The sequence below is a fragment of the Plantibacter flavus genome (assembly GCF_900177615.1).
Taxonomy (GTDB): Bacteria; Actinomycetota; Actinomycetes; order Actinomycetales; family Microbacteriaceae; genus Plantibacter; species Plantibacter flavus.
Window position 1 is genome coordinate 658,513 of the sequence record NZ_FXAP01000001.1, and the last position, 13,797, is coordinate 672,309.

Sequence of the window (13,797 nt, forward strand, 5' to 3'; positions counted from 1 at the left end):
GCCACAACGTACTGTAAGAATCAGTTTCGCGTCACTCCAACGAAGGAGAAAAGGAATTTCCATGACTGTTTCCATCCGCACCGACCCACCGGTCGAGCACGCCACCGGCGTGACCAACCGGATTCGGTCGCGGATGCCGGAGATGTCCGGGGTCATGCTGCGTATCGCGGACTACCTGTTGGAGAACCCCGACGCGCCCCTCACCCTCACGATCGGTGAGCTCGCAGCCGATTCGGGCGTCTCAGCGGCGACCATCACCCGCTTCTGCCGGATCATCGGATACACCGGCTACGCGCCGTTCCGGGTCGACCTCGCCAAGGACTTCGGTCGCAGCACCGCACGCGACTCCTGGCAGACCGACATCGGCCGGGCGTTCGGCCCCGACGACTCGGCTCCGGACGTCCTGAGCACGCTGCTCAACGCGCACACCCGGACGCTGCGCGAGACCGCCGACGTGATCGACCTCGAGGTCATGCTCGAGATCGCCGCAGCCATCGCGCGCAGTCGGAACGTCGACATCTACGGTGTCGGCGGCAGCGCGATGCTCGCCGACGAGATGCAGGCCAGGCTGTACCGGATCGGCATCAGCACGCACGCCTGGTCGGAGGTCCACGCGGGCCTCACCAGCGCGGCGATCCAGGGACCGGACTCCGTCGCCCTGGGGATCAGCAACACCGGGCGCACCGAGGAGACCATCCAGATGCTCCGCCAGGCGGGTCGCGCTGGCGCGCTCACCGTGGCGATCAGCAACAACCCGGACTCCCCGCTCGTCGCCGCGTCGACGCTGGCCATCATCACCTCGGCCCACGAACGATTCCTGCAGCCCGACGACCTCTCCGCCAAGCACGGTCAGCTGTTCGTCCTGGATCTGTTGTACCTGTTCGTCGCGCAGCAGAACTTCGAGCGCACGACCAAGCGCCTCGCGGCCTCCGCCCTCGCGGTCGCCCCGCACCGCCGACCGACCAAGGCCGGAGCCCTGTCCGAGACCGCCTCGCCCGTGGGCGTCTGAGAGGAACCGAATGAGCACCACATCCACCAGCACCTGGACCGATCACGTCGATCGCTACACCGACGAGGTCACCTCGCGTCTCGCGGACATCACCCAGGCGGCACGGTCCGGCGAACTCGATCCGGCGATCGACCTGCTGGTCGCGGCCCTCGAGCGCGGAGCGGTCATCCAGGCGTTCGGCACCGGCCACTCGGAGGCGTTCGCAATGGAGATCGCCGGCCGCGCCGGTGGACTGATCCCGACGAACAAGATCGCCCTGCGGGACGTCGTCCTCCGCGGCGAACGGTCCGTCGACGACCTCGGTGGTGCCGCGCTGGAGCGCAGCGGCGACGTCGCGGCGGAGCTCTTCGCGATCTCACCGGTGGGGGAGGGCGACGTGTTCATCATCGCGTCGAACTCCGGCGTCAACGGGTCGATCGTGGGACTCGCCCTGATCGCCAAGGAGCACGGCCACCCCGTCATCGCCGTGACCTCGCTCGAGCACACCTCGCGCGTCGAGCCGAAGCACCCGAGTGGGCTGCGGCTCTCCGAGGTGGCCGACGTGGTGCTCGACAACCGTGCTCCGTTCGGCGACGCGACCATCGAGGTCCAGGACGGTGTCCCGGTCGGCGCGGTGTCCTCGATCACGGCGGCCTACCTCGCGCAGCTCCTCACCATCGGCGTCGCGGCGAGGATCGCGGCGACCGGCGAGACCCCACCGCTCTACATCTCGGCCAACATCCCGGGCGGCGACGAGCACAACAGTGTGCTCGAGGACCGCTACCGAGGCCGGATCAGACGTGACGCCTGAACCCGAGGCGTCGCACCACCCGCACCACACACCCGACACCACCACCCCGACAGCACCACACCCGGGCAACACTCGAATCACTGGAAGGTAGACCGATGGACAAGCAGCCAGCAACGCTCCAACGCCGCGATTTCCTGCGAGGAGCACTCGCGACCGCGATCCTCCTCCCGCTGGGCGGGACGCTCGCGTCCTGTGTCGGCGGCGGAGGCGGGGCCACCACCACCGGCGGACCGGTCTCGGCCGACAACCCGTTCGGCATGGCCGCCAACTCGACGGTCGACGCCGTCATCTTCAAGGGCGGGTACGGCATCGAGTACACCGAGTTCGCCGGGAAGCTCGTCGAGAAGCAGCAGGCGGGCTCGACCGTCAAGGTCACGGCCGCGACGAACATCGCGCAGACCCTCCAGCCGCGGTTCGTCGCCGGCAACCCGCCGGACGTCATCGACAACAGCGGCGCCGGCCTCATCGGCATCAACACCATCCGCGAGCAGCTCGCCGACCTGACGGACGTCATCGAAGCGAAGAACTACGAGGGCAAGGTCATCAAGGACACCCTCTACCCGGGTGTCGTCGAGCCGGGCACCTTCGACGGCAAGTTCGTCCAGCTGAACTACGTGCTGACGGTCTACGCGGTCTGGTACTCGGCGGCGCTCTTCGAGGCGAACGGCTGGACGCCCCCGAAGACCTGGGCCGAGGCACTCGACCTCGGTGCGAAGGCCAAGGCGCAGGGCAAGTATCTGTTCGGCTGGGGTACCGAGGCGGCCACCTACTACCTGACGATGGCGATCGCGTCCGCGATCAAGGAGGGTGGCGACGAGGTCCGTCTGGCGCTCGAGAACCTCGAGGCGGACTGCTGGTCGAAGCCGGCCGTCCAGGACGTGCTCAAGGGTCTCAAGGCGATCATCGACGCCGGGTACGTCAAGCCCGGTGGCGCCGGAACGCAGTTCACGGCTGCGCAGGCGCAGTGGAGCAACTCGGAGGACTTCATCCTCTACCCCTCGGGTGGCTGGATCGAGAACGAGATGAAGACCCAGACGAAGGACGGCTTCAAGATGACCGGCGCGCCCGAGCCGACGGTCTCCGCCGACTCCGCCCTGCCGTACTCGGCGCTCCACAGCACCGCGGGTGAAGGGTTCATCGTCCCGTCGCAGGGCAAGAACGTCGGCGGTGGCAAGGAGTTCCTGCGGGCCATGTTGTCGAACGACGCCGCGGTGAACTTCGCCAAGACGACCTTCTCGTCGACGATCGTCAAGGACACGATCCCCGAGGACGGCTTCGGTTCGACGGCGCTCGTGTCCCAGGTGAAGATGTTGAACGACGCGGGCACCGACGTGTTCTCGTGGAGCTTCATCGACCTGTACGGACTCAACACGGACCTCCTCGTCCTCTGGAACACGTTCCTGCAGGGCGGTTCCGACGTCGCCACGCTCACCAAGGGCATGCAGGACATCTCCGACAAGGTCCGTAACGACGACTCCGTGGACAAGGTCACCGTCAAATGACGGCGGTCGGCACGCCGATCGGGAAGGTGGGAGGGGCTACCCCTCCCGCCGCCCGGCGGTTGCGCCGCCGGGACTTCACGTTCGACCGGGTCTCGTTCTTCCTGGTCTTCCTGATCGTGCCGGTGGTGGGGTACGTCGTCTTCGTGGTCTCGCCGTTCGCGCAGGCGGCGTACTACTCGTTGACGAACTGGTCCGGGTTCTCCCCGGGCATGGACTTCGTCGGGTTCTCGAACTACACGAAGCTCTTCCAGGACCAGACCTTCCTCCAGTCCATGGGCAACAGCGTCGCGCTCGCGATCGTCCTGCCGCTCGTGACCCTCGGGATCGCGTTCCTCTTCGCCTCCCTCATCACGATCGGCGGGCCGAGCAACGGTCCGATCCGCGGCCTCCGCAACTCGAGCGTGTACCGCGTGATCACCTTCTTCCCGTATGTCGTGCCGGCCATCGTCATCGGCCTCATCTGGAAGCAGATCTACGACCCGTCGTCCGGTCTGCTGAACGGCTTCCTGACCGGTATCGGGCTCGACCAGTTCACCTCCTTCGCCTGGCTCGGTTCGCCGGACACGGCGATGATCGCGACCATGTTCGTCATCGTCTGGGGACTCATCGGGTTCTACACGGTGCTCTTCATCGCGGCGATCAAGGGCGTGCCGGCCGAGGTGTACGAGGCGGCACGGATCGACGGCGCGGGTCGCCTGCGGACCGCGCTCACGATCACGATCCCGCTGATCCGCGACAACATCCAGACGGCGTACATCTACATGGGCATCCTCGCCCTCGACGCGTTCGTGTACATGGCCGCGTTGAATCCCGGCGGCGGCCCGTCCAACACGACGCTCGTGATGTCGCAGCAGCTGTTCACGACGGCGTTCACCAAGGGCCAGTTCGGCTACGCCTGCGCCATGGGGGTCGTGCTCGCGCTCGTCACCCTGATGTTCGCGGGCGTCGTCTTCCTGGTCAGCCGACTCACCGGCGGCAACGATGAAGGGGTGGCGGAATGACCGTCCAGACCACGGCGACGACCGCGAACCCGGCGGTCGTCGGAACCGGCACGCGCACACCGGCCAGCCGCAAGCCGACCACGGGCGACCGCGTCGTCGGGACGGCATCGCACACGGTGCTCATCATCTGGTCGATCGTGGTCGTCGTCCCGTTGCTCTGGACGGTCATGTCGTCGTTCAAGACGAGCTCCGAGATCTTCGCCTCGCCGTTCTCGCTGCCATCGAAGTGGAGCTTCGACAACTACGTGAACGCGTGGACGACGGCCGGGATCGGGAGCTTCTTCCTGAACTCGATCGTGGTGGTGTTCGGCGCCCTCATCGTGACCATGCTGTTCGGCTCGATGTGTGCGTACGTGCTGGCGCGGTTCCGCTTCTTCGGGAGCCGGGCGATCTACTACCTGATGCTCGCTGGCCTCACGTTCCCCGTGTTCCTCGCGATCGTGCCGTTGTTCTTCGTGCTGCAGAGCCTCGGGTTGCTCAACTCGCTCCCGGGACTCATCCTCACGTACGCGGCGTTCGCCTTCCCGTTCACGGTGTTCTTCCTGTTCTCGTTCTTCAAGTCGCTGCCGGTCTCCATCGCGGAGGCGGCCGCGATCGACGGAGCAGGGGAGTGGCGGACCTTCTTCCAGGTGATGCTGCCCATGGCGAGGCCGGGGCTCGCGACCGTCGCGATCCTCAACTTCGTGGGGCTGTGGAACCAGTTCCTCCTGCCGGTGGCACTCAACTCGAACCCGCAGAACTACGTATTGACGCAGGGGATGGCGTCGTTCGCCGCCCAGGCCGGGTACTCGGTGGACTTCGGTGCGCTCTTCGCAGCGTCCGTGATCACCGTGGTCCCCGTGCTCATCGTGTACCTGATCTTCCAGCGCCAGCTGCAGGGTTCGGTGTCGCAGGGCACGGACAAGTAGCGCAGCGGCGTGCGCGTCCTCGGCCCGAGCGGATCACTGGAACAATGGGTCCAATGAGCCTCCAGTCGCCAATCGCCGTCGAGATCGCCGTCCAGGACGTGGAGGGGGTCCGCATCGCCATCCGCGAGGGAGCCCAGCGGGTCGAGCTGTGCCAGGCCCTCGGCACCGGTGGGCTCACCCCCTCCATCGGACTGGTCATGGCGGCGGTCCGTGCTGCGGACGAAGCCGGGCTCAGCGATTTCGTGCACGTCCTCGTGCGTCCGCGAGAGGGCGGTTTCGTCTACTCGCCCGCGGAGATCGACGTCATGTCCGGCGACATCCTCGCGCTCGAGGCCGCAGGCGCTGCGGGCATCGTGGTCGGCGCCCTCCGGTCCGATCGCACGATCGACCTGGAGGCGCTGGCTCAGCTGCGTCAGGCTGCGGGCTCGCTCGCGGTGACCTTCCATCGGGCCGTCGACGCGACGACCGACCCCGTCCGGTCCGCCGACCAGCTGCGTGACGCCGGTGTGGACCGTCTGCTGACGTCCGGCGGCGCGCGGGCGAGCATCGACGGTGCCGAGAAGCTCGCGCAGATGGCTTCGAGGGGCGACAGCTCGATGCAGATCATGGCCGGTGGCGGCGTCACGATCGATGCGATCCCCGCCCTCGCACGGGCAGGTGTCGACGCGGTGCACCTCTCCGCCCGGCGTCGAGCCGGCCGGGTCACCGAGACCGGCCCCGGCGGAGGGTCGCCGAGCTACGACATCACGGACGCGACGACCGTCGCTCGCGCGGTGGCCGCGGCCAGGCGCGCTGCCGTCGCCGTCTGAGATCCGTCGGCACCGACGGGATCGTCGACAGGTCCCGTCGAGCGATCAGAGCGCCACGATGACGAGGGCGATGATCAGCACGAGCTGACCGATGAGCCGTGGGACGAACGGCACGGCGAGGCGACCGAACCGCTCGGGCTGGCGCGCTGCTGCGGCGTTCGCCGGGAACACCGCGACGAGGAACACGATCAGGCAGACCACTGCGGCGAGCCTGGTGGGTGGGACGAGCAGGCCGATGCCGCCCGCGATCTCGCACACACCGGTGAAGGCGACGAGCGTCCTCGGTGTGATGGTGCTGTAACGGAAGGGTGCCGGGATCATCGCGGCCATGGTCCTCGCCGGTCCCGGGAGGAAGTGGAGGACCCCCATGCCGATGAACATGATCGCGAGGACGACGGTCAGGACGGACTGCAGGAGCGGGAACGGGTTCACCAGGCAATTCTGCTCCGTCGAGTCCGGATCGCCGCGCTCGGTGGTCGGCCCGGCGGCGATAGGCTGGCGGTATGACTGAGCCGCGGGACGAAGACGCGCTGAGCTGGGCGGGCGACGACGATCCGACGCTCGATGCCTCGGCTTCCGGCGACCGGACCACGCTCGAGCCCGCATCGCAGGAGCCGATCACGCGTGGTCGGGCGACCGCGGCGGTCCCGTCGGCCGCGGAGTCGGCCGGTCAGGTCGAAGAACCGCTGGCCCCTCCTGTCGAGGTCGACGTCGCGAAGCCCACCGACCGGGTCACGGACGAGGCCGCCGCCGGGGAGCGCGAGCAGATGAGTTCGGTCATGCTCGTCACGCTCGGCATCTTCGGCGGGGTCTTCCTGCTGTACAGCGTCGGTTGGCTGATCTCTGCGTTCCGTCCTGACGCCGCCGTCCCGAGCGATGCGGTCGGGCGGTTCATGTTCGATCTCGGGCAGGGACTCGCGGTCGCCGCGGGACCCGTGTGGATGGCCGCGACGCTCTGGTTGACGCGTGGCGGCAGACCCGTCGTCAGGATCGCGATGCTCCTGCTCGGTGTCGTGCTCATCCTGCCCTGGCCGTTCCTCCGAGGAGTGTGACCCTGATGCCCTCCACCACCGCGGACCCCGTGTCGAAACCCGCCGCCGAGCGACCCGGCTGGCTCAGCTGGTCCATCGCCGTCCTGTTCGGCCTGTTCTTCGCCTATGACGTCTTCGAAGCCGTCGGCAACCTCGTCGGCATCGTCGGGACGGCGAACGGCCTCGCCGTGCCGGTCCTGCCGCTCGGGTGGGTCGTCCTCATCGGCGGCCTGCTCCTGCCGATCGTGGCCTTCGCGATCGCCTTCTGGACCGGTCGCGACCGGTCGCTCGGCGAGCAGGCCGTGCGCTACCTCGTCGCCCTGTGCGTCGTCGCGGCGATCTCGCTGTCGGTCCTCGCGATGTTCGGCGCGCAGCAGCTGATCGACCTCTCCGTCTGACCCGGCCGTCGCCTCGTCACACGACGAACCGCCCGGTGCGCCTCCGATAGGCTTGCTATGGCCGCCGGACACCGACGCGCTGCCCACCCCACTGCTACTGCGAAGGAACCGTTCCGTGTCGAAACCGGTCGTACTGATCGCCGAAGAACTCTCACCAGCAACCGTCGACGCCCTCGGGCCCGACTTCGACGTGCGTTCCGTCGACGGGACGGACCGCCCGGCTCTGCTCGCGGCGATCGCCGACGCCGACGCCATCCTGGTCCGATCCGCGACCAAGGTCGACGAGGAGGCCATCCAGGCGTCCACCCGGTTGAAGGTCGTCGCGCGCGCGGGTGTCGGTCTCGACAACGTCGACATCAAGGCGGCGACGACGGCCGGGGTCATGGTCGTCAACGCGCCCACGTCGAACATCATCTCCGCGGCCGAGCTCACCGTCGGGCACATCCTGAGCCTCGCCCGCCACATCCCGGCCGCGCACGCCGCGCTCGCCCAGGGGCAGTGGAAGCGGTCCAAGTACACGGGTACCGAGCTGTACGAGAAGACCATCGGCATCATCGGCCTCGGCCGTATCGGTGCCCTCATCACTGCTCGTCTGCAGGCGTTCGGCACGAACGTCATCGCGTACGACCCCTACATCACGTCCGCTCGTGCGCAGCAGCTCGGGGTGCAGCTGGTCACGCTCGACGAGCTGCTGGCGCAGTCCGACTTCATCACCATCCACATGCCGAAGACACCGGAGACGACGGGCATGATCGCCGGCCCGCAGTTCGCGCTCATGAAGCCGACGGCCTACGTCGTCAACGTCGCCCGCGGTGGCCTGATCGACGAGGACGCGCTGTACGAGGCGCTGTCCAACCACGTCATCGCCGGTGCCGGCCTCGACGTCTTCGTCAGCGAGCCGCCCACCGACACGAAGCTGCTCGGGCTCGAGAACGTCATCGTGACGCCGCACCTCGGTGCATCCACGGATGAGGCACAGGAGAAGGCCGGCGTCTCGGTCGCCAAGTCCGTGCGCCTCGCGCTCGGCGGCGAACTCGTCCCGGACGCGGTCAACGTCGCCGGCGGCGTGATCGACCCCTACGTCCGTCCCGGCATCCCGCTCGTCGAGAAGCTCGGGCAGGTGTTCGCCGCGCTGTCGACCTCGTCGCTCACGAGCGTCGACGTCGAGGTCCACGGTGAGCTGAGCGGGTACGACGTCAGCGTGCTGAAGCTGGCCGCGCTCAAGGGGATCTTCACCAACATCGTCAGCGAGACGGTCTCGTACGTGAACGCCCCGCTGCTCGCCGAGCAGCGCGGTGTCGTCACGCGCCTGCTCACCGACGAGGTGAGCGAGGAGTACCGCAACGTCATCACGTTGCGCGGAGCCCTCAGCGACGGATCGCAGATCTCGGTGTCGGGCACGCTGACGGGAACGAAGCAGACCGAGAAGATCGTCGAGATCAACGGCTACGACGTCGAGGTGCCGTTCGCGAAGCACCACATCGTGATGGTCTACACCGACCGGCCCGGCATCGTGGCCGTCTACGGTCAGCGGTTCGGCGAGGCGGGCATCAACATCGCCGGGATGCAGATCGCCCGTCACGAGGCCGGCGGCCCGGCGCTCAGCGTGCTGACGGTCGATTCACCGGTCGCCGACGACGTCCTCGAGGTCATCCGCGAGACGATCGACGCGACGCTGCTCCGCGAGATCGACATCACCGAGCAGTAGCCCGACCGCTGCTCCGACCCGATGCCCCGCGCCGACCGGTGCGGGGCATCGTCGTCCGTAGGCCGAGGCGCTGACGCCGTTCCGGTGCGCCCAGCGGGCGTCGCGGCTCAGCGCCCGCCGGCGGGAAGCAGCCGCGCGATGACGGCCAGGAGCCGCTCGATCGACTCGTCGCTGCCCTCGTCGGGGTCGCTGACGCCCATGCCGAGCTGCGCGGTGTTGGCGTAGAGGCCGTCGGACATCAACACGATGGCACGAGCGGTGTCGGGGTCGCCGACGGCGTCCTCCACCGTGCGCAACCAGCTCCGGCGGATGTCCGCCATCGCGTCGCTCGCCTGGGCGTGCTGTCCCTGCGCCAGCCGCGCGACGGCGATGATCGTCCGGTCGAACGGGGTGCCGCAGTCGACGGAGGTGCGCACGAAGTACTCGACGACGCCCTCCGGGGCCGCGAGCATCCGCGCCGTGTCGGCCTCGCTCATGTCCGAGAGTCGCTCGATGAGGCCGTCGACGAGGGCCTCCTTGCTGCCGAAGTGGTAGAGCAGTCCGCCTTTGGAGACGCCGGCCGCCGCGGCGACGGCGTCGAGGGTGGCGGCGCGTTCGCCCTGCTCGATGAGGAGTTCGGCGAAGGCGTCGAGGACGCGTTCTCGGGCTGCGGTCTGCTTCGCCATGGCTCCATCGTATTCGGCTCGTCGGATTCGGATTGATACTATACCGGCTGGACGGTATAGTCGAGCGGGCGGTGCCCGACCGGCGCCGTTCTCCACGCTTTGAAAGAGGTCACCGTGTCCACCGCCACCGAACCCACCGCCGTCACAGCCCCCCGTGCCGGTCGGCGAGCCTGGTTCGCGCTCGCCGTCCTCATGCTCCCCGTCCTGCTGGTGTCGGTCGACAACACGGTCCTCAACTTCGCGTTGCCCGCGATCTCGAGCGCGCTCACCCCGTCCGGGACGCAGCTGCTCTGGATCGTCGACATCTACCCGCTGGTCCTCGCCGGCCTGCTGGTGTCGATGGGCAGCCTCGGCGACCGCATCGGTCGTCGTCGCCTCCTGCTCATCGGCTCCATCGGATTCGGTGTCGTCTCCGTCGCCGCGGCGTTCGCGCCCAGTGCCGAGCTCCTGATCGCGGCTCGGGCGGCGCTCGGGTTCTTCGGAGCGATGCTCATGCCGTCGACGCTCTCGCTGCTGCGGAACATCTTCCTCGACCGCGACCAGCGACGGTTCGCCATCGCCGTCTGGGCCAGCGGGTTCGCCGCCGGCAGTGCGCTCGGGCCGATCGTCGGTGGAATCATCCTCGAACACTTCGCCTGGGGTGCGGTGTTCCTGCTTGCCGTCCCGGTCCTCCTGCCGCTCGTCGTCCTCGCGCCCTTCCTCATCCCGGAGTCGAAGGACCCGAACCCCGGACGCATCGACGTCCCGAGCATCCTGCTCATCCTCCTGACGATGACGCCGCTCGTGTTCAGCATCAAGCACCTGGCGGAAGCCGGCTTCGACGTCCTCACGGTCGTCTCGATGATCGTCGGCGTGGTCAGTGGCATCCTGTTCATCCGCCGTCAGCTCCGCCTCGAGCACCCGCTGCTCGACCTGAGCCTGTTCCGGCGCGCCTCGTTCAGCGGCGCCGTGGTCATCAACCTGCTGAGCGTGACGGCGCTCGTCGGTGGGCTGTTCTTCGTGTCGCAGCATCTGCAGCTGGTGCTGGGCCTGCAGCCGCTCGACGCCGGGCTCGTCCTGCTCCCCGGGCTCATCGTGATGATCATCGCCGGCCTCGTGATCGTGCCCATCTCCAAGCGGGTCCGTCCGGGCATCGTGGTCCCGATCGCACTCGTCGTCTCCGCCGTCGGCTACGCCTCCATCGCGATCACCGGGGGAGACGTGTCGGCCCTCGGGATCGGTCTCGCGTTCGTCGCCCTCGGGCTCGGCATCGGCTCCGCCGAGACGGTGTCGAACGAGCTCGTGATCGCCAGTGCGCCGCCGGAGAAGGCCGGTGCGGCGTCCGGTGTCTCCGAGACCGCCTACGAGCTGGGCGCGGTGCTCGGCACGGCGACGCTCGGCACCGTGCTCACCGCGTCCTACCGCTCGTCGGTCGTCCTGCCGGACGGACTGACCGCCGCCCAGCAGCAGGCGGCGGGGGAGACCCTGGGTGGTGCGGCGAACGTCGCCGAGCAGCTGCCCGGCGACCTCGCGGGTGCGCTCATGGACTCCGCGCGGCATGCCTTCGACAGCGGAGTCGGTGTCGCAGCGTGGATCGGCGTCGGCCTCATCGTGGCCGCCATGCTCGTCGCGGCGATCGGTCTGCGCCGGGTCCGGTAGGGCTCCGTCGATCGTGCCACCCGGAGACGGGTGGCACGATCCGCCCGAGGTCGGAGGCGTTAAGCTGGGCGCACACCGTCGTCGCATCCTCAGGAGTCGCATGTCCCGCACCGTCAAGCTCGCAGTCATCCCCGGCGACGGGATCGGTCCCGAGGTCGTCGGCGAGGCGCTCAAGGTCCTCGATGCGGCGGTGCAGGGTGGCGACGTCCGCTTCGAGCAGACGCCCTTCTCACTCGGCGCGGCGCGGTTCCTCGAGACCGGTGACGTGCTGACCGACGCGGACCTCGCCGCGATCGCCTCGCACGACGCCATCCTCCTCGGAGCGGTCGGCGGCGTGCCCGGCGACCCCCGCCTCGCGAACGCGAACATCGAGCGTGGGCTGCTCCTCAAGCTCCGGTTCAGCCTCGACCACTACGTCAACCTGCGCCCGACCGTGGTGTACCCGGGCGTCCCGAGCCCGCTGAGCGAGCCCGGCGACGTGAACTTCGTCGTCGTCCGTGAGGGCACGGAGGGGCCGTACGTCGGCAACGGCGGAGCGATCCGCCAGGGCACGCCGCACGAGATCGCGAACGAGGTGTCGGTCAACACCGCCTACGGGGTGGAACGAGTGGTGCGCTACGCGTTCGCCGCCGCCGCCGCGCGTCAGGGGAAGCTGACCCTCGTCCACAAGACCAACGTCCTCGTGTTCGCCGGGTCGCTCTGGAAGCGCGTCGTCGACGCGGTGTCCGCGGAGTTCCCCGACGTCGCGGTCGACTACCTGCACGTCGACGCGGCCACCATCTTCCTCGTCACGGATCCTGCTAGATTTGACGTCATCGTCACGGACAACCTCTTCGGCGACATCCTCACCGATCTGGCCGGCGCGATCAGCGGCGGCATCGGACTCGCGGCCTCGGGAAACATCAACCCGGACGGCACGTACCCGAGCATGTTCGAGCCCGTCCACGGATCGGCGCCCGACATCGCCGGGAAGCAGCTGGCCGACCCGACCGCCGCCATCCTCTCCGTCTCCCTGATGCTGTCGCATCTCGGCCTCGAGACGGAGGCTGCGCGAGTCGCCACTGCCGTCACCGCCGACATCGCCGCCCGCACCGGCGCAGCGCGCACGACGACCGAGGTCGGCGATGCGATCGCGGCCCTCGCGGCGAACCGGTAGACGCCCACCAGACACGCAGATCACGACGGAAGACACCATCATGACGATCAACCTCCCCATGGCTCAGCGCGAACTCGCCTTCACCGTGACCCCCAACGAGCAGCCCGTCCCCGCCGCAGAGCGCGACGCGATCCTCGCCGATCCGGGCTTCGGGCAGCACTTCACCGACCACATGGTCGACATCTGCTGGTCCGAGCGCGGTGGATGGCACCGCCCACGGGTCCAGGCGTACGGTCCGATCTCGCTCGACCCGGCCGCCGCCGTCCTCCACTACGCCCAGGAGATCTTCGAAGGACTGAAGGCGTACCGTCACGCCGACGGCTCCATCTGGTCGTTCCGCCCCGACGCCAACGGCCGCCGCCTGCAGCGCTCGGCCAAGCGGCTCGCGCTGCCGGAGCTCCCGGTCGAGTACTTCGTCGAGTCGATCAAGCAGCTCATCGCCGTCGACGGCTCCTGGGTGCCGTCCGCGCCGGAGACCAGCCTGTACCTGCGGCCCTTCATGTTCGCCAAGGAGGCCTTCCTCGGCGTCCGCCCGGCGAAGAAGGTCAACTACTATGTCATCGCCAGCCCCGCCGGCGCGTACTTCACCGGCGGCGTCACCCCCGTGTCCATCTGGCTGTCCACCGACTACAGCCGTGCAGGCAAGGGTGGCACTGGGGCGGCGAAGACCGGCGGGAACTACGCGTCCTCCCTGCTCCCGCAGGCCGAGGCGTACGAGCACGGGTGCGCCCAGGTGCTCTTCCTGGACGCACAGGAGGCGACCTACATCGAAGAGCTCGGCGGAATGAACGTCGTCCTCGTCAAGCGCGACGGCACGCTCGTCACGCCGGAGTCGGACTCGATCCTCGAGGGCATCACGAGAGACAGCATCCTGCAGCTCGCGGAGGACCGCGGACACCGGGTGGAGCGCCGCCGGGTCACGATCGACGAGTGGCGCGAGGGCGTCGAGAGCGGCGACATCGTCGAGGTGTTCGCGTGCGGGACGGCTGCGGTCGTCACGCCGATCGCGCAGCTGAAGGCCAAGGACTTCACCGTGGGCGACGCCGACGCTCCGGCGGGCGAACTCACGATGTCGCTGCGTCAGGAGCTGACCGACATCCAGTACGGCCGCCTGCCCGACCGTCACGGGTGGATGACGCGTCTCGACGCCGAGTAGCCTCCGAGCAGCCTGGGAAGCCCCGC

General features: G+C 68.5%; 14 protein-coding genes. 12 read left to right on the top strand and 2 right to left on the bottom strand.

The window, feature by feature from the left end; genetic code table 11:
* Positions 1-61: 61 nt before the first annotated feature.
* The 6 genes from B9Y95_RS03135 to B9Y95_RS03160 all read left to right on the top strand — a co-directional run bounded on the left by B9Y95_RS03135 (position 62) and on the right by B9Y95_RS03160 (position 6,019).
* On the top strand, positions 62-1,009 hold the full coding sequence (locus B9Y95_RS03135) for a MurR/RpiR family transcriptional regulator (protein WP_079002196.1): 948 nt from the start codon (positions 62-64) through the stop codon (positions 1,007-1,009).
* Positions 1,010-1,019: 10 nt separating this feature from the next.
* Complete coding sequence (locus tag B9Y95_RS03140; RefSeq protein WP_085510585.1) at positions 1,020-1,799, top strand: sugar isomerase domain-containing protein; 780 nt, start codon at positions 1,020-1,022, stop codon at positions 1,797-1,799.
* A gap of 95 nt (positions 1,800-1,894) precedes the next feature.
* Complete coding sequence (gene ngcE, locus B9Y95_RS03145; RefSeq protein ID WP_079705609.1) at positions 1,895-3,301, top strand: N-acetylglucosamine/diacetylchitobiose ABC transporter substrate-binding protein; 1,407 nt, start codon at positions 1,895-1,897, stop codon at positions 3,299-3,301.
* Positions 3,298-4,302 carry a carbohydrate ABC transporter permease gene (locus tag B9Y95_RS03150; protein ID WP_079705610.1) on the top strand — a complete coding sequence of 335 codons (1,005 nt, stop codon included), beginning with the start codon at positions 3,298-3,300 and terminating at the stop codon, positions 4,300-4,302. Before ngcE ends, B9Y95_RS03150 begins: the two co-directional genes overlap by 4 nt.
* Positions 4,299-5,210, top strand: coding sequence for a carbohydrate ABC transporter permease (locus B9Y95_RS03155; protein ID WP_085510586.1), 912 nt, complete (start codon positions 4,299-4,301; stop codon positions 5,208-5,210). The genes B9Y95_RS03150 and B9Y95_RS03155 overlap by 4 nt, the downstream gene beginning before the upstream one ends.
* Before the next feature lie 53 nt (positions 5,211-5,263).
* On the top strand, positions 5,264-6,019 hold the full coding sequence (locus B9Y95_RS03160; RefSeq protein WP_064296255.1) for a copper homeostasis protein CutC: 756 nt from the start codon (positions 5,264-5,266) through the stop codon (positions 6,017-6,019).
* A 45-nt stretch (positions 6,020-6,064) separates the two neighbouring features.
* Here B9Y95_RS03160 and B9Y95_RS03165 read toward each other — a convergent pair whose 3' ends face one another.
* On the bottom strand, positions 6,065-6,451 hold the full coding sequence (locus B9Y95_RS03165; RefSeq protein ID WP_234993943.1) for a DoxX family protein: 387 nt from the start codon (positions 6,449-6,451) through the stop codon (positions 6,065-6,067).
* A gap of 71 nt (positions 6,452-6,522) precedes the next feature.
* Here B9Y95_RS03165 and B9Y95_RS20825 point away from each other — a divergent pair, with 71 nt between their 5' ends.
* The 3 genes from B9Y95_RS20825 to serA all read left to right on the top strand — a co-directional run bounded on the left by B9Y95_RS20825 (position 6,523) and on the right by serA (position 9,156).
* Positions 6,523-7,071: a hypothetical protein gene (locus B9Y95_RS20825; protein WP_170169546.1), complete on the top strand. Its 549-nt coding sequence runs from the start codon at positions 6,523-6,525 to the stop codon at positions 7,069-7,071.
* 5 nt (positions 7,072-7,076) lie between these two features.
* Positions 7,077-7,448, top strand: a complete 372-nt coding sequence (locus B9Y95_RS03175) for a hypothetical protein (protein WP_085510588.1) — start codon at positions 7,077-7,079, stop codon at positions 7,446-7,448.
* A gap of 115 nt (positions 7,449-7,563) precedes the next feature.
* Positions 7,564-9,156, top strand: coding sequence for a phosphoglycerate dehydrogenase (gene serA, locus B9Y95_RS03180; RefSeq protein ID WP_085510589.1), 1,593 nt, complete (start codon positions 7,564-7,566; stop codon positions 9,154-9,156).
* 107 nt (positions 9,157-9,263) lie between these two features.
* Here the strand turns inward: serA and B9Y95_RS21080 are convergent, their stop codons facing one another.
* Complete coding sequence (locus B9Y95_RS21080; RefSeq protein ID WP_079705616.1) at positions 9,264-9,821, bottom strand: TetR/AcrR family transcriptional regulator; 558 nt, start codon at positions 9,819-9,821, stop codon at positions 9,264-9,266.
* A 114-nt stretch (positions 9,822-9,935) separates the two neighbouring features.
* Here B9Y95_RS21080 and B9Y95_RS03190 point away from each other — a divergent pair, with 114 nt between their 5' ends.
* The 3 genes from B9Y95_RS03190 to B9Y95_RS03200 all read left to right on the top strand — a co-directional run bounded on the left by B9Y95_RS03190 (position 9,936) and on the right by B9Y95_RS03200 (position 13,771).
* Positions 9,936-11,459 (top strand): MFS transporter, encoded by a 1,524-nt coding sequence (locus B9Y95_RS03190; protein WP_234993944.1) that lies wholly within the window; start codon positions 9,936-9,938, stop codon positions 11,457-11,459.
* Positions 11,460-11,559: 100 nt separating this feature from the next.
* Positions 11,560-12,615: a 3-isopropylmalate dehydrogenase gene (locus tag B9Y95_RS03195; RefSeq protein WP_085510590.1), complete on the top strand. Its 1,056-nt coding sequence runs from the start codon at positions 11,560-11,562 to the stop codon at positions 12,613-12,615.
* 40 nt (positions 12,616-12,655) lie between these two features.
* Entirely contained in the window at positions 12,656-13,771 is a 1,116-nt protein-coding gene (locus B9Y95_RS03200) for a branched-chain amino acid aminotransferase (RefSeq protein WP_085510591.1), read from the top strand.
* Positions 13,772-13,797: the final 26 nt, after the last annotated feature.

Excerpts from the sequence above, each read along its gene's own strand:
- B9Y95_RS03135 (WP_079002196.1), top strand. The coding sequence starts at position 62 with ATGACTGTTTCCATCCGCACCGACCCACCGGTCGAGCACGCCACCGGC.
- B9Y95_RS03140 (WP_085510585.1), top strand. The coding sequence starts at position 1,020 with ATGAGCACCACATCCACCAGCACCTGGACCGATCACGTCGATCGCTAC.
- ngcE (WP_079705609.1), top strand. The coding sequence starts at position 1,895 with ATGGACAAGCAGCCAGCAACGCTCCAACGCCGCGATTTCCTGCGAGGA.
- B9Y95_RS03150 (WP_079705610.1), top strand. The coding sequence starts at position 3,298 with ATGACGGCGGTCGGCACGCCGATCGGGAAGGTGGGAGGGGCTACCCCT.
- B9Y95_RS03155 (WP_085510586.1), top strand. The coding sequence starts at position 4,299 with ATGACCGTCCAGACCACGGCGACGACCGCGAACCCGGCGGTCGTCGGA.
- B9Y95_RS03160 (WP_064296255.1), top strand. The coding sequence starts at position 5,264 with ATGAGCCTCCAGTCGCCAATCGCCGTCGAGATCGCCGTCCAGGACGTG.
- B9Y95_RS20825 (WP_170169546.1), top strand. The coding sequence starts at position 6,523 with ATGACTGAGCCGCGGGACGAAGACGCGCTGAGCTGGGCGGGCGACGAC.
- B9Y95_RS03175 (WP_085510588.1), top strand. The coding sequence starts at position 7,077 with ATGCCCTCCACCACCGCGGACCCCGTGTCGAAACCCGCCGCCGAGCGA.
- B9Y95_RS21080 (WP_079705616.1), bottom strand. The coding sequence starts at position 9,821 with ATGGCGAAGCAGACCGCAGCCCGAGAACGCGTCCTCGACGCCTTCGCC.
- B9Y95_RS03195 (WP_085510590.1), top strand. The coding sequence starts at position 11,560 with ATGTCCCGCACCGTCAAGCTCGCAGTCATCCCCGGCGACGGGATCGGT.
- B9Y95_RS03200 (WP_085510591.1), top strand. The coding sequence starts at position 12,656 with ATGACGATCAACCTCCCCATGGCTCAGCGCGAACTCGCCTTCACCGTG.